The following is an 18,391-nucleotide window of genomic DNA, read 5'->3' as shown; positions in this document are numbered from 1 at the left end:
CCGTGCTGAGCCGTACTGCCTCCGATCTGTACTGGATGTCGCGCTACCTGGAGCGCGCCGAGAACCTCGCGCGCATGCTCGACGTCAGCTACTCGCTGTCGCTGATGCCCCAGGACGGCCGTGGCGATGGCCTGGAAGAACTGGCCATGCCGCTGCTGATCACCGGCACCCTGGACGCCTACCTGGCGCGCCACGGGCAGCTCCACGCCGAGCGCATGCTGCACTTCTTCGCCCTCGACGCCGAAAACCCGGCCAGCATCTACAGCTGCCTGGGCGCCGCCCGCACCAACGCCCATGCCGTGCGCGGCCGCATCACCGCCGACATGTGGGAGAACATCAACGCCACCTGGCTGGAGATGCGCGGCATCGCCGGCGAGGGCCTGGGGCGCTACGGGATCAAGCGCTTCTGCGAGTGGGTCAAGGAGCGTTCGCACCTGTTCCGCGGCGCCACCTTCGGCACCATCATGCGCCACGACCCCTACCGCTTCATCCGTCTCGGAACCTTCATAGAGCGGGCGGACAATACGCTGCGCCTGCTCGACGCCCGCTACGAGATGCTCGGCGAGGAGGCGGAGGAGGTCAGCGATACCTCCGCGCGCGGCTACTACCAGTGGAGCGCCTTGCTCCGTGCCCTGTCGTCCTTCGAGGCGTACACGGAAGTCTTCCGTGGCTCGCCCGGCGCGCGCCAGGTGTCCGAGCTGCTGTTGCTGCGCCCGGACGTGCCGCGCTCCCTGCGGGCCTGCATGGAGGAGCTCAACCTGATCCTCTCCAGCCTGCCCGGCGAGAACGGCCGACCGGCCCAGCGCCTGGCCGCCGAACTGGATGCACGCCTGCGCTACACGGGTATCGACGAAATCCTGGGTGAGGGCCTGCACGGCTGGCTCACCGACTTCATCCTGCTGGTGCGCCAGCTGGCCAGGGCGATTCACAGCTCTTATCTGGAGGCCGTATGAAACTTTCCATCCGCCACGAAACCACCTATCGCTACGACGACCAGGTTCGCGCGAGCATCCAGTACCTGCGCCTGACGCCCCACGACAGCGAGCGCCAGCACATCCTCAGCTGGCAGCTCGACCTGCCACGCCCGGTGCGCGCGCAGATCGACCCCTACGGCAACATCCTCCACGTGCTGACCCTGGACGAACCCCACGAAGCCATCGTCATCGGCGCCCGGGGCCAGGTGGAGATCGACGAGCACAGCGAAGCCGAGCACGACAAGCTCCCGGCGCTGCCCTTCCTGCGCTCCACCCGCCTGACCGCGGCGGACGAGGCCTTGCGTGCCTTCGCTCGCGCCCACTGCCAGCCGCGCCCCGAGCGCAGCGGGTTGATCACGCTGATGGACGCGCTGCACGAACACATCGACTACAAGACCGGCGTGACCGCCGTGGACAGCACCGCCGCCGAGGCCTTCGCCGGCCGCGCGGGCGTCTGCCAAGACCACACCCACGCCTTCCTCGCCTGCGCCCGCAGCCTGGGCGTGCCGGCGCGCTTCGTCTCCGGCTACCTGTACAAGGAGCAAAGCGCCCACCTGGTCAGCCACGCCTGGGCGGAAGCCTGGTTGGGCGATGCCTGGTACAGCTTCGACGTCACCAACCGCCTGTCCCGCCCCGAGCGCCACCTCAAGCTCGCGGTCGGCCTGGATTACCTGGATGCCTGCCCGGTACGCGGCATGCGCCGTGGCGGCGGCGAGCAGATGCATGCACGGGCGGACATCGCCGTGCCGCCGTTGCTGATGGTCCAGGAACAGCAGTAACACGCGTCAAAGGACTTCACGCCGCACCACCGGTCGTTTGACTGCCCGCCTGCCATCCCGGCAGGCACGGGCCGGTGATGCCGAAGCGCAGGGCGCGGGCACAGGCGGGGAGCGCACAAGAAACGGGAGAGAACCATGACCTACTGCGTTGCCATGCACCTGGCCGATGGCCTGGTGTTCGTGTCCGACTCGCGCACCAACGCGGGCATCGACCACATCGCCACGTTCCGCAAGCTCTTCACCTTCGGCACCCCGGGCGAACGCCTGATCGTGCTGCAGACCGCCGGCAACCTGGCCACCTCGCAGTCGGTGGTCAACCTGCTCAAACAGCGCCTGGGCGGCAGCCTGCCCAACCTCAACAGCGTGCCGACGCTCTACGACGCCACCGCCCTGGTGGCCGAGACCATCCGCGAGGTGGTCGCCCGCGACGGCGCGCCGCTGGCAGGCAATACCGACCTGACCTGTTCCTTCCTGGTGGGCGGGCAGATCGTCGGCAGCCCGCCGGCGCTGTACAGCATCTACCCCCAGGGCAACTTCATCCAGGCCACCCAGGACACACCCTTCCTGCAACTGGGGGAGAGCAAGTACGGCAAGCCGATCCTCGACCGCAACCTGGAGTTCGACACCAGCCTGGAAGAGGCCCTGCGCTGCGCGCTGGTCTCCTTCGACTCCACGATCCGAAGCAACCTCTCGGTGGGCATGCCGCTGGACCTGCTGGTCTACCACACCGACAGCCTGATCCTCCCCGCCGGCTACCGCGTCACCGAAGACGACGAGTACTACGTGGGCGTACGCCGCCAATGGGCCGCCGGCCTGCACGAAGTGCTGGAGAAGCTGCCGGCGCCACCGGCGGCGTACAACGTCTGACGGCGAGGCCACGGGCGGCGCGAAAGAGTGGGCGAATGAATTCGCCCCTACAGGCCGAACATCGCCCTGTTGGGCCTCGCTGCGCTCGGCGCCAACCTGTGGCACCGGTTGTGGTCGCCTGTAGGTCGGGTGCAACCCGACAAGGACCGTGCACGAGGCCACGCGGGTTTCACCCGCCCTACGGACCGTAGGTTGGGCTGAGGTACGAAGCCCAACGGTGCGAGGCCGAACATCGCCCTGTTGGGCCTCGCTGCGCTCGGCGCCAACCTGTGGCAGTGGCTGTGGGAGCGGCTTCAGCCGCGAAAGGGGCGGGCGGGGTGCCGGCTTCTATCGCGAATGAATTCGCTCCTACGGGTTGGGCCTTTCCTTAGGCCGGCACCTCGCTGCGGCGGATCTGTTCGAGGATGCTGGGGTCGTCGATCGCGCTGTCGTCCAGCAGCAGGAACAGCTTGCTGATGATCTCGCTGGTGCGTGCGTCGCTGTCGGCGAAGGGCAGGTAGAGGTCATCCGCCGGCTTGCCGGCCGGGACGATGCACAGGTAGTTGCCCGGCTCGATGTGGATGACCCCGCTGCCCAGGTGCAGCCGGTAGCGTGCGCGGCTGCCGGTGATGTGGGCGTGGTGGCCTTCGCAGCGCACATTGGCCAGCCCCAGGTCGCCGACCAGCGCCTGTACCAGCTCGGCGCGGCGCTGGATGGTCTCGGCGCTGCCGGCGTGGCTGGCGGTCTCGCCGGTGAAGGCCACCGAGACGATCAGGTCGGCGTCGCGCAGGGTTTCGGAGAACAGCAGCGGCGGCACGTCCTCCAGGGGCAGGGCGGCGCGGTCGCGGACGAACTCCACCTCCCGCAGGGTGATGGCTTCGGTCAGGGGCAGGTAGCGCTGCGCATCGGGGAAGTTGAGGAAGGCGTACAGGCCCTGGCCCCAATTGCGGAACACCTCCTCGCCGTCGTGGGTGGTCCAGCCCCGGGCCCGCAGCAGGCGCGCGGCCACGGCGCTGCGCAGCACATGGCCGGCGAAGCGCAGGGACTTCAGGCCGTTTTCCCGTTCGGCCGGGGTCAGCAGGTACAGCTCGCGGAACACCTGCTTGAACGGTTGCACCCGGCGCTGGGCCACCAGGGCCTGCTGCCAGGCGGAGAGCGCCCCGGCTTCGAACAGGTGCAGGGGGTGGGCGATCAGCAGCGGGCCATCGATGGCACGGGCCGGCCCCGCCAGCGGGCAGAGGGTGAAGGCGTCGCCGTCCAGCCAGCCCAGCAGGCCGTCACCGTCGCGCAGCACCAGGTGGTCCAGCAGCAGGCGCGCCGCCGGCATGCGCAGCAGCTGGCGCAGCTGCGTCGGCTCCAGGGCTTCGCCCCGGGCCATCATGGCTTCCAGGGTCACGCGGAAGCGGCGGATCTGGTCCTTCATGCGGCCTTGCAGGGTCTTCAGCTCGGCCAGGCCTTCGTGCTTGCGCAGGGCGGCGGGCACCGATTTCAGGCGCTTGCCGCCCTTGCTGGCGACCATGACCGGGTTGAGGCCCTGCAACTCCAGCCACAGGTCGTAACCGTCCAGGTGCAGGCGGTCCGGGGTCTGTTCGGCGATCTCCGCTTCCATCGCCCATTCCAGCCGGGTGGCGTCGCCATAGCCGGCGGTGCGGGCGAGGTTCTCCAGGCCGGCCTGGATGGCGGCCTGGGAGTTGGCCTGGCGCTCGGCGCCGTAGCGTTCCACTTCGCGGTGATAACGCTTCAGGGCCAGGTAGCGCTCGCGGGTCTCCTCTGTGCCGCTGAGAGGCAGCAGGCCGTAGGCGCGCAGGACGGCCTGGGCGTGGCGTTGCAGCTTCTTCTCCAGGGCCTTGCGGTCCAGGCCGCGGAAGGCGTCCAGCAGCAGGCGGGTATTGGGGAAGGCCCAGGGCGTGCCGTCGAGGGTGGCCAGGTAGTCGGCCAGGTGCCCTGCGTCGGCCTGGTCCAGGGCGGCCTGCAGGGCAGGGCGGTCCACCACGCCCAGCTCCGGGTCATCGCTGCTTTGCAGGTCCTCGACCAGGCGGCCGCTGTGGTCGATGGCCAGCGCCAGGTCGAGGTAGAGGCGCTGCAGGGGCTTCAGGTCGCTCCAGCCGAGGGCGTCCAGCACGGCTTCGCTGGCCGCGCCGCTGAACGGCAGGGCGGTGAGCAGGCTGGCGCGGGGGAAGCCGGCGAGCTGCTTGGCCAATTCGGCCTCGTCGTCCTTTTCCAGTTGGCCGACGTCGAGCAGGGCGGTCAGTACCCGGCCCAGGTGGTTTTCGTAGTGTTTTTCGAGGGCGTCCGGCTCCAGGTCGAGGCGCGACAGCTCGCGCACGCCGGCCAGCAGCCAGCCTGGGCTGGAGGTGCCTCGGTCGCCGACCAGGCTGTGCAACCAGGTGGCGCTTTCCGGCAGCTGAGCCAGTGCGCGCTCCACCCGTTCGGCGTTGAGCGCATCGAGCCGCTGTTCGCCTGTGCTGTCGCCTTCGACCCGGGGTGGCAGCGTGCACAGGCTGTCGGCCCAGGTGTGCACCGCGCGCTCGTGCAGGGCCGCATCCAGACGGCCGGCTTCGGCCAGGGCCACGGCGAAGCGCCGGATGGCCTCCGTTGCCTTGCCTTGGTAGACCTCGGCTAGGCGAGGGTAGTAAGCGTCTTCGGCGGGGCTGGGGCGGTCCCACTGGCCGCCGAGCAGCCACTGGGCGAAGTCCAGCCAGGCACCGTCGACGGGGTAGCCGGCGAGCAGCTCCAGGCATTCCTCCAGGTCGGGCGTGACCCAGGCGCCGGTGGGGTAGTGCCAGTGGGCCTGGGCCTTGAAGCCGGGTTGCAGGGCGTAGTCGCTGTCTTCGAAGGCCTGGGTCAGCATGTGCCGCACACGCCGTTCCAGGGCCTGGAAGCCATAGGCGCCGGGGTGCGCCGTGACGCCCGCGTGGCTGGCGATCTGGGCCAGGCGCTGGCGGGTGTAGAGGTGCTCGGTCTCGTCATGACCCCAGATGCGCGGGAAGACCAGGGCATCCACCAGGGCGGGCTGGCCGTCGGGGCCTGCTTCGGCGAGGAAGGCGTCGGCCAGGGCGAGGCCGTCGACCTCGTCCCAGAACGGGTGCTGGTAGCCGTCTTCGGCCAGCAGGGCGTCGCGCTCGGGCAGGGCATCCAGGGTGCGGTCGAGGAAGGCATCGAGCAGGGCGATGCGGGCCTGCTGGCGGGTGTCGGCTTGGTAATGCTGCATGGGGAGTCCGTTCGTCATGGGCTTAACCACCCACCAGGGGAACCAGGCGCAGGAAGGTGAGCCGGGCCTGGGCGGGCAGGTCGAGGGAGTGGTCGAGGTCGTGGAGCATCTGGCCGTCGAGGAGGACGCGGTAGCGGCGCTGGCGGAAGCCATCCAGGGCGCGCTGCACCTCGGCTTCGGCGTCGATCCGCGGGGCGCCGGGCACCTGGGTGCGCAGCTTGATGGCGCCCCGGGCGGACTGGTGGCGGATGTCTTCTTCGCTGAGGTAGCCGGGGCCGCTGCTGGCCTGCAGGCGGTCCAGCCAGCGCTCGGTGGTCTGCTCGGCCACGACATGTAGCACCACCCGGCGGATCAGTTCGCCCAGGGTGAGCCGGGAAGCGTCCAGGTGCAGGTTCAGGTCGGGGGTGAGGGCCTCGTTGCGGGCCCCGCGCAGGACCAGGCTTTCGACGTGGAGCTCGGTGCTCATGCTGGCTCTCCCGGCCGGCGGTTCAGGTGGGAGAGCGTAGCGCCGGCGCGGTTGGCGGAGAAGCCCGGCCGCCACCGTCCGTGAGGGCCGTCACGGCGTCTTGCGGCCGCTCATGTGGCGCAGGTAGGCGACCAGCTGCTCCAGCTGCGCGTCGTCGATCACCGCAGCCGGGAAGGCGGGCATGCGCCCTTGCGGCCAGCGACGCATGGCCTGCGGGTCACGGATGTAGCGCTGGAGGAAGCCGGCGGCGAAGTATTCGGTGGGGTTGTAGGGCAGGTTGAGGTCGGGGCCGAACTGGGCGTCGCCGGCGCCATTGAGGCGGTGGCAGGCCAGGCAGTTCTTCTGGAACTGGGCGAAGCCGGCCTGGATGTCGGCGCCCGCATCGCTCGCCGGCAGCAGCGCGGGGAAGCGCTCGGCGACCGAAGCCAGGTAGCGGAATTTCGCCACCTGGAAGGGCCACTGTTCCGGGCCTATGCCGCCGGCCTGCGGGTCCGTCCACACCAGGTAGAAGGGCCCGGCGCTGGGCTTGCCCTTGGCCAATGGCGGCCAGGGCTTGCCCGGGTCTTCCACCGCCAGCCAGGCCCGGGCGCCATCCTCGGCGAGCAGGGGCGTGGCGGGCAATTCGGCGGCGAACCCATCCAGCGCCACCGCCTGCAGGTGCTGGCCGGGTTCGACCCCGTCCAGCAACGCCGCCAGGGGCAGGGCGCGGTAATGCATGGTGCGCTTGTAGGCGACGTCGGCGGGTACTTCGATATCCCGCGCCTGGGGGTGGGCCAGCAGCCTGGCGCTGTCCCAGCGCTGTGTGCCGCCGGGCAATTCGAGCAGCAGCTCGGCGGCGTGCAGGGTGGGGGTCAGCAACAGCAGGCAGAACAGCAGGTGGCGCATCAGGGCTTGTCCAGAATCGGCTTGAGGGTGGTGTAGCCGCCGGCATTCTGCACATTGGTGTAGCCCCTGGCACGCAGATCGTCTTGGGCGATGCCGGAGCGGCGACCGCTTCGACAGTAGAGGACGATGGGGGTCTGCTTGTCCGGTGCCAGTTCCGCGATTTTCGTACCGATGTCTTCGAAGCCGATGTAACGAGCACCGGGCAAGGCTCCTGCCTCGATTTCCTCCGGCGTACGCACGTCGATCAGCACAGCGCCCGGTTGCTTCAGTGCTTCCAGCGCCGCTGCCTGGTCGACATCGGCGGCGAGTGCGGGAAGGCTGAGGGAAAGGGCCAGTGTGGCGAGCAGATTGCGCATGGTGTAACTCCCTGAAAAACAAGAACCCTTGGACCCTAGCACAATTGCCGCGGACCTTCGCCAGCCGTTAGGATCGGGCCTTTCCGTCATTTCACGACCCTCCGGGTTAAGGAGCGGGCCATGCTGGCCGCGCTGTTCGCCGTCATGGCGCCGATCCTCATCACTGCTGGCATCGGCTATGCCTGGGCACGCTCCGGGCAGAATTACCCAACAGACTTTATCGCTCGTCTGGTTCTTAACGTCGGCACGCCGAGCCTGGTGCTTTCCACCCTCAGCCAGGCGGAAATCGACAAGCACGCCTTCGGCCAGATCGCGCTCGCCTGCCTGCTCACCACCCTGGTGATGGGCGTGATCGGCCTGGGCCTGAGCCGGGCCATGAAACAGGACTGGCGCGTGCTGGTGCCGGCCTTCCTGTTCCCCAATTCCGGGAACATGGGCCTGCCGGTAGCGCTCTATGCGTTCGGCGAACAGGGCCTGGCCCTGGCGGTGGGTTTCTTCCTGGCCCTGGCGGTGGTGCAGTTCAGCCTGGGGCTGCTGCTCTCGGGCAGCGAGCGCTCGGTGAAGAAGCTGTTCATCAACCCCATCGTCATCAGCCTGGCCCTGGCCATCCCGCTGATCCTCTTCGACCTGACGCTGCCGCGCTGGCTGGCCAACACCATCGAGCTGCTGGGCGGCATGACCATCCCCCTGATGCTGCTGACCCTGGGTGTGTCCCTCGCCAGCATCCGCGTCGGCCACCTGGGCAGCGGCATGCTGCAGGGTGCGTTGCGCATCCTCTTCGGTGCGGGCGTGGGCTGGGGAGTGGGGCTGGCGTTGCAGCTGGAGCCGCTGACCCTAGGCGTGCTGGTGATGCAGTCGGCGATGCCGGTGGCGGTGTTCAACTACCTGCTGGCGGTGCGCGCCGGGCGTTCGCCGGAGCAGGTGGCGAGCCTGGTGATGTGTTCGACGCTGTTGTCGTTCGTGACCATTCCGCTGTTGCTGGCCTGGTGGCTACCTGCGCTGCGTTGACCGCAGGGCGCGGTGCGCAGCACAGGACGATGCCCGCGTTGTCAGCTGACCAGCCGGGTCAGGTTGGGGAGGATGAGGATGACGGTGGTGGCGAAGACGATGAGGCTCGCTTGCCGCATTTTCGGCTGTTTGAACATGGCCTTGTGCCTTTGTTTTTGTTGGAGGCGCCATGCGTCGGGCGTGAACGGCCTGCCGGTCGGCGTGGCCGCCTCCTTGGCGGTGGGTGGAAGAGCCGCCCCGGCAAAACCCGGCAGCGACCTCTGACAACCTCAACTCTAGGGGCCGGTTCCCCGGCCCTTTAGAACGCTTGGGATCAACAGCCCGCTGCTTAGAACGCCGTTCGCGAGTCGCCCCGGGCCCGCGGATGGCAACCCTTGAGCCAGACACATCGCGTTGACCTGGGAGTCAGGTGACCGTTCGTCTGAGCGCAGAAGTCAATGGCGCTGAGCAGTTCGGTCATTGAGTGCGGCCCGCGTGGCGCTAAGGTAAGCCCACAGCGGTCGGCCCCTGGCTGGCCCGTCTGCCTAACGACAAGAGAGAACGCCATGACCGAAGCATATATCTACGACGCGGTGCGCACGCCCCGCGGCAAGGGCAAGAAGGACGGCGCGCTGCACAGCGTCAAGCCGGTCAACCTGATCGCCGGCCTGCTCAAGGCCCTGGAAGCGCGCAACAAGCTGGATACCAGCCAGGTCGACGATATCGTGCTCGGTTGCGTGACCCCGGTGGGCGACCAGGGCGCCGACATCGCCAAGACCGCCGCGCTGGTGGCCGACTGGGACGAGACCGTCTCCGGCCAGCAGATCAACCGCTTCTGCGCCTCGGGCCTGGAAGCCATCAACCTCGCCGCAATGAAGGTGCGCTCCGGCTTCGAAGACCTGGTGGTGGCCGGTGGCGTGGAATCCATGTCGCGCATCCCCATGGGCTCCGATGGCGGCGCCTGGGCCATGGACCCGGAAACCAACCTGCACACCAACTTCGTGCCCCAGGGCATCGGTGCCGACCTGATCGCCACCCTCGAAGGCTTCAGCCGCCAGGACGTCGACGCCTTCGCCCTGCGCTCCCAGCAGAAGGCTGCCCGTGCCAGCGCCGACGGCTCGTTCAAGAAATCCCTGGTGCCGGTCACCGACCAGAACGGCATCGTGCTGCTGGACCATGACGAGTTCATCCGTGGCGAATCCACCCTCGAAGGCCTCGGCGCCCTGAAGCCGAGCTTCGAGATGATGGGCCAGATGGGCTTCGACGCCACCGCGCTGCGCAAGTACAGCCATGTCGAGCGCATCGAGCACGTGCACACCCCGGGCAACAGCTCCGGCATCGTCGACGGCGCCGCCGCCATGCTCATCGGCTCCGCCGCCAAGGGCAAGGAGCTGGGCCTCAAGCCCCGCGCGCGCATCGTCGCCACCGCGGTGACCAGCACCGACCCGACCATCATGCTCACCGGCCCGGCGCCGGCCACCCGCAAGGCCCTGGCCAAGGCCGGCCTGGCGGTGGGCGACATCGACCTGTTCGAAGTCAACGAAGCCTTCGCCTCGGTGGTGATGAAGTTCATGAAGGACATGGGCGTGGCGGAGGAGAAGGTCAACGTCAACGGCGGCTCCATCGCCATGGGCCACCCCCTGGGCGCCACCGGTTGCGCCATCCTCGGCACCCTGCTCGACGAGCTGGAGAAGCGCCAGCTGCGCTATGGCCTCGCCACCCTCTGCGTGGGCGGCGGTATGGGTATCGCCACCATCATTGAACGCATCTGAAGGAGCTATCAGGGGCTGCTGCGCTCGGCCAGGCTGCGTTGGAAATCCTCAGGGAATGCTCATTTACAGGCGTAAACTCCGCCTCCCTTCCGATTTCCGCCTTGCCTGACCTTCGCTCGCGACGTCCCTGATGCGCTCCCCGAACATTGGGATTGAAAAAATGACTGACGCCATCCGTTACGAAAAGGGCCAGGACAATATCGTCGTCCTGACCATCGACATGCCCGGCCAGAGCGCCAACACCATGAACGCGGTGTACCGCGAGGCCATGGGCGCCACCGTGGACCGCCTGGAAGCCGAGAAGGATTCCATCGCCGGGGTCATCGTCACCTCCGCCAAGAAGACCTTCTTCGCCGGCGGCGACCTCAACGAACTGATCAAGGTCACCAAGGCCGATGCCAACGGCTTCTACCAGATGATCCTCAAGATCAAGGGCCAGCTGCGCCGCCTGGAAAGCCTCGGCAAACCCGTGGTCGCCGCCATCAACGGCGCGGCCCTGGGCGGCGGTTGGGAAATCTGCCTGGCCTGCCACCACCGCATCGCCGTGGACGAGAGCCACGTCCAGCTCGGCCTGCCGGAAGTCACCCTGGGCCTGCTCCCCGGTGGCGGCGGCGTGGTGCGCATGGTGCGCCTGCTGGGTATCGAGAAGGCCCTGCCGTACCTCGCCGAAGGCAAGAAGGTGCGCCCGGACCAGGCCCTCAAGGCCGGCCTGATCCACGACATCGCCAAGGACCGCGACGAGCTGCTGGCCAAGGCCCGCGCCTTCATCGCCGCCAACCCCAGCGCCGTGCAGCCCTGGGACGTGAAGGGCTACAAGATCCCCGGCGGCACCCCGTCGACCCCGGCTGTGGCCCAGATGCTGGCCATCGCCCCGAGCGTGCTGCGCGACAAGACCAAGGGCTGCTTCCCGGCGCCGGAGAAGATCATGTGCGCCGCCGTCGAAGGCGCCCAGGTGGACTTCGACACCGCCCAGCTGATCGAGGCGCGCTACTTCACCGAGCTGACCACCGGCCAGGTGGCGAAGAACATGATCGGCACCTTCTGGTTCCAGCTGAACGAGATCAACGCCGGCAGCTCCCGTCCCAAGGGCCCGGCCCGCTATGAAACCAGGAAAGTGGGCGTGCTCGGTGCCGGCATGATGGGCGCGGGCATCGCCTACGTCTCCGCCGCCGCCGGCATCGAGGTGGTGCTCAAGGACGTCTCCATCGAAGCCGCCGAGAAGGGCAAGGCGTACTCCGCCGGCCTGCTGGACAAGAAGGTCTCCCGTGGCCACCTGAGCGCCGAGAAGCGCGACGCCTTCCTCGCCCGCATCAAGCCGACCGTGGATGACACCGACTTCGAAGGCTGCGACCTCATCATCGAAGCCGTGTTCGAAAACCGCGAGCTCAAGGGCAAGGTCACCGCTGCCGCGGAAACCCATGCACTGGCCGATGCCGTGATCGCCTCCAACACCTCCACGCTGCCGATCACCGGCCTGGCCGCTGCCGTGGCCAAGCCGGAGAAGTTCATCGGCCTGCACTTCTTCAGCCCGGTCGACAAGATGCCCCTGGTGGAAATCATCCGTGGCGAGAAGACCACGGACGAAACCCTGGCCCGTGGCTTCGACTACGTGCTGCAGATCAAGAAGACCCCGATCGTGGTCAACGACAGCCGTGGCTTCTTCACCTCGCGGGTGTTCGGCACCTTCACCAACGAAGGCATCGCCATGCTCGGCGAAGGCGTATCGGCGGCGATGATCGAGAACGAGACCCGCCAGGCCGGCATGCCCGTGGGCCCGCTGGCGATCTCCGACGAGGTCTCCATGAGCCTGATGACCCACATCCGCAACCAGACCGCCGCCGACCTCAAGGCCGAAGGCAAGGCGCTGCCGCAGCACCCGGCTTTCGCCGTGATCGACCTGATGGTCAACGAGTACAAGCGCCCCGGCAAAGCCGCCGGAGGTGGCTTCTACGAGTACCCGGCCAGCGGCAAGAAGCGCCTGTGGCCGGAGCTGAAGGCGCGCTTCGAGAAGGCCGACAAGCAGATTCCGGCGGAAGACGTGCGTGACCGCATCCTCTTCATCCAGGCCATCGAGACCGTGCGCTGTGTGGAGGAGGGCGTGCTGCACTCCACCGCCGACGCCAACATCGGTTCGATCTTCGGCATCGGTTTCGCCGCCTGGAGCGGTGGCGCCCTGCAGTTCATCAACCAGTACGGCGTGCAGGACTTCGTCGCCCGCGCCAAGTACCTGGCCGAGCAGTACGGCGAACGCTTCGAGCCGCCGGCCCTGCTGCTGGAGAAGGCCGCCAAGGGAGAGGGTTTCTGATTCCCTGATGGCGTAAGCACAAAGCCGGCCCCAGGGCCGGCTTTGTCGTTCCTGGGCTCAGCCCGGCTCCACCTGCCACCAGGTGGGCAGCAGGCGGCGGATCTCGGGTTGGGCGAAGCGCTCGTCCATCAGGTGCACCACGCCCCGGTCGCCCTGGGTGCGGATCACCCGGCCGGCGGCCTGCACCACCTTCTGCAGGCCGGGGTAGAGGTAGGTGTAGTCGTAGCCGGCCTGGAAGATCGCGCCCATGCGTTGCTTCAGCTGCTCGTTCACCGGGTTGACCTGGGGCAGGCCGAGGGTGGCGATGAAGGCGCCGATCAGGCGTTCGCCGGGCAGGTCGATGCCTTCGCCGAAAGCCCCGCCAAGCACCGCGAAACCGATGCCGCGTCCGCCCTCGGCGAAGCGTTCGAGAAAGGCCGTGCGCGCGCCCTCGTCCATGCTCCGCGACTGGCTCCAGGCGGGAATGAAGGGGTGGCGCTCGGCGAACAGCGCGGCCACCTGCTCCAGGTACTGGTAGCTGCTGAAGAAGGCCAGGTAGTTGCCCGGGCGCTCGTGGTACTGGTCGGCCATCAGCTCGACGATGGGCTCCAGCGACTGCGCCCGGTGCTGGTAGCGGGTGGACAGGCGCCGTGCCACGCGGACCTGCAATTGCTCGGCGGCGAAGGGCGACTGCACCTCCAGCCAGGGCGTGTTGGCCGGCACCCCCAGCAGGTCGGCGTAGTAGCGACGCGGGTTGAGGGTGGCGGAGAACAGCACCGTGGAACGGCTGCCGGCCAGGCGCGGGCCGAGGAAGGGCGCCGGCACCAGGTTGCGCAGGCACAGGGTGGAGCGGCTGCTCTTGCCCGCCTGGTATTTGCTCAGGTCGAACAGCGAATGGTGGTCGAACAGCTCGGCCATGCGGCCGAAATGCATGGCGTCGAAATAGAACGCCATCAGCTCGGGGTCCAGCGGTGCGCCGGGCTGTTCGGCGAGGTGGTCGGTGATGGCGGTGACTGCGCTCTGCAGGGCGCCGAGCAGTTTCTGCGGCGGTTCGTCGTAGGCCTGGTAATCCACCACCTGGGCCTTGTTCAGTTCGCTCCAGCTGCGCTGCACCCGCTCCAGGGGTTTCTTCAGCGGCGCTGGCACGCTCTTGCACAGGGCCTTCAGCGCACCCTGGCGCAGCTCGGCGGAGTACATGGCGCGGGCCCGCTCCACCAGGTTGTGGGCTTCGTCTACCAGCACGCCGACACGCCACTGGTTGGCCTGGGTGAGGCCGAAGAGCAGGGCGCCGAGGTCGAAGTAGTAGTTGTAGTCGCCCACCACCAGGTCGCTCCAGCGCGCCATCTCCTGGCCCAGGTAGTAGGGGCAGACGTCATGGGCCAGGGCCACCTCGCGCAGGGCCGTGCGGTCCAGCCAGCGGCGCTCGGCGGCGGCCGCGCGGGCGGCCGGCAGGCGGTCGTAGAAGCCCCGTGCCAGCGGGCAGGCCTCGCCGTGACAGGCGCTGCCGGGGTGCTCGCAGGCCTTGTCGCGGGCGGTGAGTTCCAGCACCCGCAGGGGCAGCTCGTCGACGCTGTCGCGCAGGGTCGCCAGGCTGTGCAGGGCCAGCTGGCGCCCCGGTGTCTTGGCGGCGAGGAAGAAGATGCGCTCCAGGCGCTCGCCGCCCAGGGCCTTGAGCTGGGGGAACAGGGTGGCCAGGGTCTTGCCGATGCCGGTGGGTGCCTGGGCCAGCAGGCAGCAACCGGTGCTGGCGGCCTTGTACACCGCCTCGGCCAGTTCCCGCTGACCGCTGCGGAAGGCCGCGTGGGGGAAGCGCAAGGCCTGCAGTGCCGTGTTGCGCACGCCCTGGTGGGCCAGCTCCTGCTCGGCCCAGGCGATGAAGGCCCGGCACTGGGCCTCGAAGAAGACGCGCAGCTCGGCGGCGCTGGCGTGCTCGGTGAACAGGGTTTCCTTCTGGCTGGCGACATCGAAATACACCAGGGCCAGTTCCACCTCGTCCAGGCCACGTTCCTGGCACAGCAGCCAGCCGTAGACACGCACCTGGGCCCAGTGCAGCTGGCGGTGGTTGGCCGGCTGGCGGGCCAGGTCGCCGCGGTGGGTCTTCACTTCTTCCAGGCGGTTGCGCGCGGGGTCGTAGCCATCGGCGCGGCCGCGCACCTTGAGGTTTCGGAACTCGCCGGCCAGGGCCACTTCGCTCTGGTAGCCCTCGCCACGGCGCGCGGTCACCAGGGCATGGCCGGCCATGCCTTCGAGGGCGGTGGGGGCGGGGGTGAAGCGCAGGTCCAGGTCGCCGCACTTGGCGGTGAATTCGCAGAGCGCGCGCACCGCCACCTGGTAGCTCACGCCAGGGCGGCCTCGGTTTCGGCCCATTGCACGTAGCAGACGGTGACCGGCATCTGGTGCTCGGCGCAGAAGTCCAGCCAGCGCAGCTGGTTGTCCTGCAGGCGGTCGCCGGGGCCCTTCACCTCGATCATCTGGTAGCGCCGTTCCCCGGGCCAGAAGCGGATCAGGTCCGGCAGCCCGGCGCGGTTGGTCTTGATATCCAGCAGCAGGCGCTGGAACCACAGTTTCAGGTGCGCGGCGGGCAGGCACAGCAGGGCCTGTTCCAGCAGGGTTTCATCGAGCACGCCCCAGTAGACGAAGGGTGACTGCAGGCCGTACTTGGCCGCGTGGTTGCGGCGGATGGTGGCCTGCCAGGCGTCGCCATCCAGCTGCGCCAGGCAGGCGGCGAAGGCCTCGGCGCGGCGGGCGTGGAAGTCCGCCGCCAGCAGGTCCGCCGGTGCGGCGTGGAAGGGGTGGAAGAAGGCGCCCGGCAGCGGCAGGAAGATCGCCTCCCAGCACAGCAGGCCGAACAGCGAATTGATCAGGGTGTTCTCGACGTAATGCACCGGGCCCGGCTCGTCCGCCAGGTGCCGGGCGACGCTGTGCTCCACCGAGACGAAGTCCTCGCCCCGGGGCAGCTGCAGGTCCAGCCGCAGCACCGGCGCCGGCTTGCGAGCCGCCGCCTTGGGCAGGCCCAGCTTGCGCTGCAGGCGCGGCAGGATGCGCGCCAGGTGCTGGCGCTCCTCCTCGCTGTGGGGGCCGGCGGCCAGGTCCAGGGCGAGGCGGTGGGCCTCGTCGAATTCGGCGGTCTTCTCCAGCACACGGATACGGCGGATGCGCGCACCGGGGTAGCTGCACCCGGCGTAGATCTCCAGGGCCAGCGCCCATTCGCCCAGGCGTTCGCAGTGCTGGCCGAGCTGGAACAACAGGCGCGCGCGGCGGCTCTGCAACCAGGGGTTGTCGTGGGCTGGGGGAATGTCGGCGAGCACGTCGGCGGGCGCCTCGCCGGCCTCGAAGCGTTCGCGGCACTGGTAGAGGTGCAGGTAGAAATCGATATCGGCGCGCTGGCGGAAGCCTCGGGAGGCGGCATCCAGCTCCACTTTCTCGTACTGGTAGATGCCCAGGTCGGCGAGGACGAACTCGGACCAGTCCTGGGCCAGGTTGCCGAAGAACATCAGCCGCAGGCGGTCGCACAGGGCCATGAGCTGCAGGGCGTAGATGCGCTCGTCCAGCGCCGGGCACCAGGCCTCCAGGGGCTGCGCCTCGGGGTACAGGGGTTGCAGCAGGGCGAGCTGGTCGGCCTTGCGCAGGGCCGCGCGGCCCAGTTGCGCGCCGAAGCAGGCGGCGATCTCCGGCTTGCGCAGCAGGGCGAAGAGCTGCGCGAGCTCCAGCCTGGGCGCTGCATCCACCCAGCCCTGTGTCACCAGCGGCAGCATGGCGTCGCGGGTGGGGCCGATCTCGGCGTACTCCAGCTTGCTCTCGCGGAACAGCGTGCCCTTGCGCATCACCATGCGCACCAGCAGCGCCCGGGAAGCCTTGGGCAGGCCGGCGAAGGCGACGATGAAGCCGCGCTCCTCGTCGTCCAGCAGGTCGTCATAGCGGGCGCCGATCCAGTCGAGCACGGCCTGGAAGTTGTTCAGGTAGTAGAAGGGATCGTCGAGGGCGCTGGGCATGGCGGAACGGCTTGGGCGAATGGCTGGCTATTTATACAGCTATCGACCCCCGCCGCCCAAGGGGATTTCGATCAGCGGAGAGGCATTCTCCGTAGGAGCGAGCTCTGCTCGCGAACGCTTGGCGGGCGGCGCTGTGCCTCCGCATTGATGGGTTTCGCTCCGCTCTACCCATCCTACGAAGAGCAGGAAGCCCCGCGTAGGGTGTGCCGCGCGCACCTAGAAGGTCATGCGCCCCCAAAAGCCAAAGTGAGCAACGACAAGTGGTGCACTAATGCAGAACCAGCCCCGCCAGCTTGTCCGGGTTGCGCATGATGAAGATCTGCTGCAACGCGCCGCTCTCGTCGTAGCCGAAGGAGACGCTGGCGGCGATGGCGTCGCCGTGGCGGAGGATGACGCCACGGCTGCCGTTGATCTCCGTCTCCTGCCACTGGTACTCGCCCCAGTACAGGCGCAGGGACTGCTCGATGAAGCCCAGCACCGCTTCGCGGCCATGCAGGGTTTCGCGGATGGTGGGGACCTTGCCGCCGCTGTCGGCGCGCAGTTCCACCTCGGCGCCCAGCAGGCTGGCGAGGGCGCTGCTGTTGCCGCCCTCGATGGCGTCGCGGAAGGCTGCTAGCAACTGCTCCTGGCGCTCCACCGGGGTGACATGGCGCACCCGTGCCTCCTCGACGTTGCTGCGCGCTCGCGACACCAGCTTGCGGCAGGCGGACTCCTGCACGGCGAGGATGCCGGCCACCTCGGCATAGGGGCGTTCGAAGATGTCGTGCAGCAGGTAGGCGGCGCGCTCCTTCGGCGACAGGCGCTCCAGCACCAGCAGGAACGCCGTCTGCAGCGAGGCGGCCAGGGCCACCTCCTCGCCGGGGCCGTCCTCGGCCAGGCCGTGGATGGGCTCCGGCAGCCAGGAACCGACGTAGTCCACCCGCTTGCGTTGCGCGGAACGCAGCAGGTCGATGCACAGCCGGGTACACAGGGTGGTCAGCCAGGCGTCCGGGCTGTCGAGGCTGGTGGGGTCGGTTTCCCGCCACTTCAGCCAGCAGTCCTGCAAGGCATCCTCGGCGTCGGCACGTGAGCCGAGGATGCGGTAGGCCAGCCCGAGCAGGCGGGGGCGGTTGCGCTGGAAGATCTCGAGGCTGGTTAGGGTCTGCATCAGTGTTTCGACACCTGGATCCGGTTCCACAGGTTGATCATCGCCACCTGGGTGGTCAATGCGGCGATCTGGGTTTCGCTGAAGTGCTCACGCAAGGCCTGGCGCAGGACAGGGTAGTCGCGCTCGTCGTCGATGCGGGTCAGGGCTTCGGTCCAGGCCAGGGCGGCCTTCTCGGCGGCGCTGAAATCCCCCGAATGGCGCCACACCACCAGGCGGTCCAGGCGCTCGCTGGTCTCGCCGCCCTCACGGGCTTCGCGGGTGTGCATGCGCACGCAGAAGGCGCAGCCGTTGAGCTGCGAGGCGCGCAGGTGGACCAGGTGCACCAGGGCGGGCGGCAGGTCGAGTTTGTCCATCTCGACATGGACGTTGCCCAGCACGGCCAGCACCTGGGGGATTTCCTGTTCGTAACGCACGGCGCGGGTATCGCTCATCTTTCGTCTCCGTCAGGGAGCCGGAGTGGCCCCTTTGATGACTCGACGGATCAGCCTGTGGGGTTGTGACGTGGTGGGGAAAATAATTCTTGTGGGGGAGGTGGGGACAGCCCGGCGGGCGAATGGATTCGTTCTGTCTGCGTTAAGTTTTGCTAGAGGATTTGAGCCCAGCTGATTGCCGAGTTTTGTTGGCGCTTCTGGTTTCGCCCCCCCGGGCGAGTCCCTTTTTTCAGTCGCCAAAAAAGGAACCAAAAACGCTTG

Annotated in this window: 14 protein-coding genes; 6 read left to right on the top strand and 8 right to left on the bottom strand. The window is 68.3% G+C overall.

All coding sequences use genetic code 11. The features are described from left to right. The first annotated feature begins 2 nt into the window (after positions 1–2). From OEJ36_RS14855 to OEJ36_RS14845, 3 genes are all read left to right on the top strand, one after another. The gene (locus OEJ36_RS14855; RefSeq protein ID WP_263402140.1) at positions 3–953 is read left to right on the top strand and encodes an alpha-E domain-containing protein; all 951 of its coding nucleotides are present in this window, start codon (positions 3–5) and stop codon (positions 951–953) included. Then, complete coding sequence (locus tag OEJ36_RS14850) at positions 950–1,753, top strand: transglutaminase family protein (protein ID WP_263402139.1); 804 nt, start codon at positions 950–952, stop codon at positions 1,751–1,753. The genes OEJ36_RS14855 and OEJ36_RS14850 overlap by 4 nt, the downstream gene beginning before the upstream one ends. A 135-nt stretch (positions 1,754–1,888) precedes the next feature. Then, positions 1,889–2,620: a peptidase gene (locus OEJ36_RS14845; RefSeq protein ID WP_263402138.1), complete on the top strand. Its 732-nt coding sequence runs from the start codon at positions 1,889–1,891 to the stop codon at positions 2,618–2,620. A 367-nt stretch (positions 2,621–2,987) separates the two neighbouring features. Here the strand turns inward: OEJ36_RS14845 and OEJ36_RS14840 are convergent, their stop codons facing one another. From OEJ36_RS14840 to OEJ36_RS14825, 4 genes are all read right to left on the bottom strand, one after another. Continuing rightward, the gene (locus OEJ36_RS14840) at positions 2,988–5,810 is read right to left on the bottom strand and encodes a DUF4132 domain-containing protein (RefSeq protein ID WP_263402137.1); all 2,823 of its coding nucleotides are present in this window, start codon (positions 5,808–5,810) and stop codon (positions 2,988–2,990) included. A 22-nt stretch (positions 5,811–5,832) separates the two neighbouring features. Further along, a complete protein-coding gene (locus tag OEJ36_RS14835) occupies positions 5,833–6,276 on the bottom strand; it encodes a hypothetical protein (RefSeq protein WP_021217205.1) in 444 nt (147 codons plus the stop codon). Positions 6,277–6,366: 90 nt separating this feature from the next. Next, a complete protein-coding gene (locus OEJ36_RS14830) occupies positions 6,367–7,161 on the bottom strand; it encodes a cytochrome c (RefSeq protein WP_263402136.1) in 795 nt (264 codons plus the stop codon). Continuing rightward, complete coding sequence (locus OEJ36_RS14825; protein ID WP_263402135.1) at positions 7,161–7,517, bottom strand: rhodanese-like domain-containing protein; 357 nt, start codon at positions 7,515–7,517, stop codon at positions 7,161–7,163. Before OEJ36_RS14825 ends, OEJ36_RS14830 begins: the two co-directional genes overlap by 1 nt. A gap of 120 nt (positions 7,518–7,637) precedes the next feature. Here OEJ36_RS14825 and OEJ36_RS14820 point away from each other — a divergent pair, with 120 nt between their 5' ends. The 3 genes from OEJ36_RS14820 to OEJ36_RS14810 all read left to right on the top strand — a co-directional run bounded on the left by OEJ36_RS14820 (position 7,638) and on the right by OEJ36_RS14810 (position 12,581). Next, on the top strand, positions 7,638–8,525 hold the full coding sequence (locus tag OEJ36_RS14820) for an AEC family transporter (protein ID WP_263402134.1): 888 nt from the start codon (positions 7,638–7,640) through the stop codon (positions 8,523–8,525). 545 nt (positions 8,526–9,070) lie between these two features. Further along, positions 9,071–10,276, top strand: coding sequence for an acetyl-CoA C-acetyltransferase (locus tag OEJ36_RS14815; protein ID WP_263402133.1), 1,206 nt, complete (start codon positions 9,071–9,073; stop codon positions 10,274–10,276). A 160-nt stretch (positions 10,277–10,436) separates the two neighbouring features. After that, positions 10,437–12,581, top strand: a complete 2,145-nt coding sequence (locus tag OEJ36_RS14810) for a 3-hydroxyacyl-CoA dehydrogenase NAD-binding domain-containing protein (protein ID WP_263402132.1) — start codon at positions 10,437–10,439, stop codon at positions 12,579–12,581. A gap of 57 nt (positions 12,582–12,638) precedes the next feature. Here OEJ36_RS14810 and OEJ36_RS14805 read toward each other — a convergent pair whose 3' ends face one another. The 4 genes from OEJ36_RS14805 to OEJ36_RS14790 form a co-directional block, all read right to left on the bottom strand. Then, positions 12,639–14,900: a helicase C-terminal domain-containing protein gene (locus tag OEJ36_RS14805; RefSeq protein ID WP_411861014.1), complete on the bottom strand. Its 2,262-nt coding sequence runs from the start codon at positions 14,898–14,900 to the stop codon at positions 12,639–12,641. Beyond that, complete coding sequence (locus OEJ36_RS14800) at positions 14,897–16,552, bottom strand: VRR-NUC domain-containing protein (RefSeq protein ID WP_263402130.1); 1,656 nt, start codon at positions 16,550–16,552, stop codon at positions 14,897–14,899. Before OEJ36_RS14800 ends, OEJ36_RS14805 begins: the two co-directional genes overlap by 4 nt. A gap of 268 nt (positions 16,553–16,820) precedes the next feature. Beyond that, on the bottom strand, positions 16,821–17,699 hold the full coding sequence (gene sigJ, locus OEJ36_RS14795) for an RNA polymerase sigma factor SigJ (protein ID WP_263402129.1): 879 nt from the start codon (positions 17,697–17,699) through the stop codon (positions 16,821–16,823). Continuing rightward, positions 17,699–18,130, bottom strand: a complete 432-nt coding sequence (locus OEJ36_RS14790) for a carboxymuconolactone decarboxylase family protein (RefSeq protein WP_263402128.1) — start codon at positions 18,128–18,130, stop codon at positions 17,699–17,701. Before OEJ36_RS14790 ends, sigJ begins: the two co-directional genes overlap by 1 nt. Positions 18,131–18,391 lie beyond the last annotated feature (261 nt).

The organism is Pseudomonas sp. PDM13 (assembly GCF_025685765.1).
GTDB classification, from domain to species: Bacteria; Pseudomonadota; Gammaproteobacteria; order Pseudomonadales; family Pseudomonadaceae; genus Metapseudomonas; species Metapseudomonas solani.
Note: the sequence above shows the minus strand (reverse complement) of the source record. Positions and strands in the feature narration are given on the sequence as shown.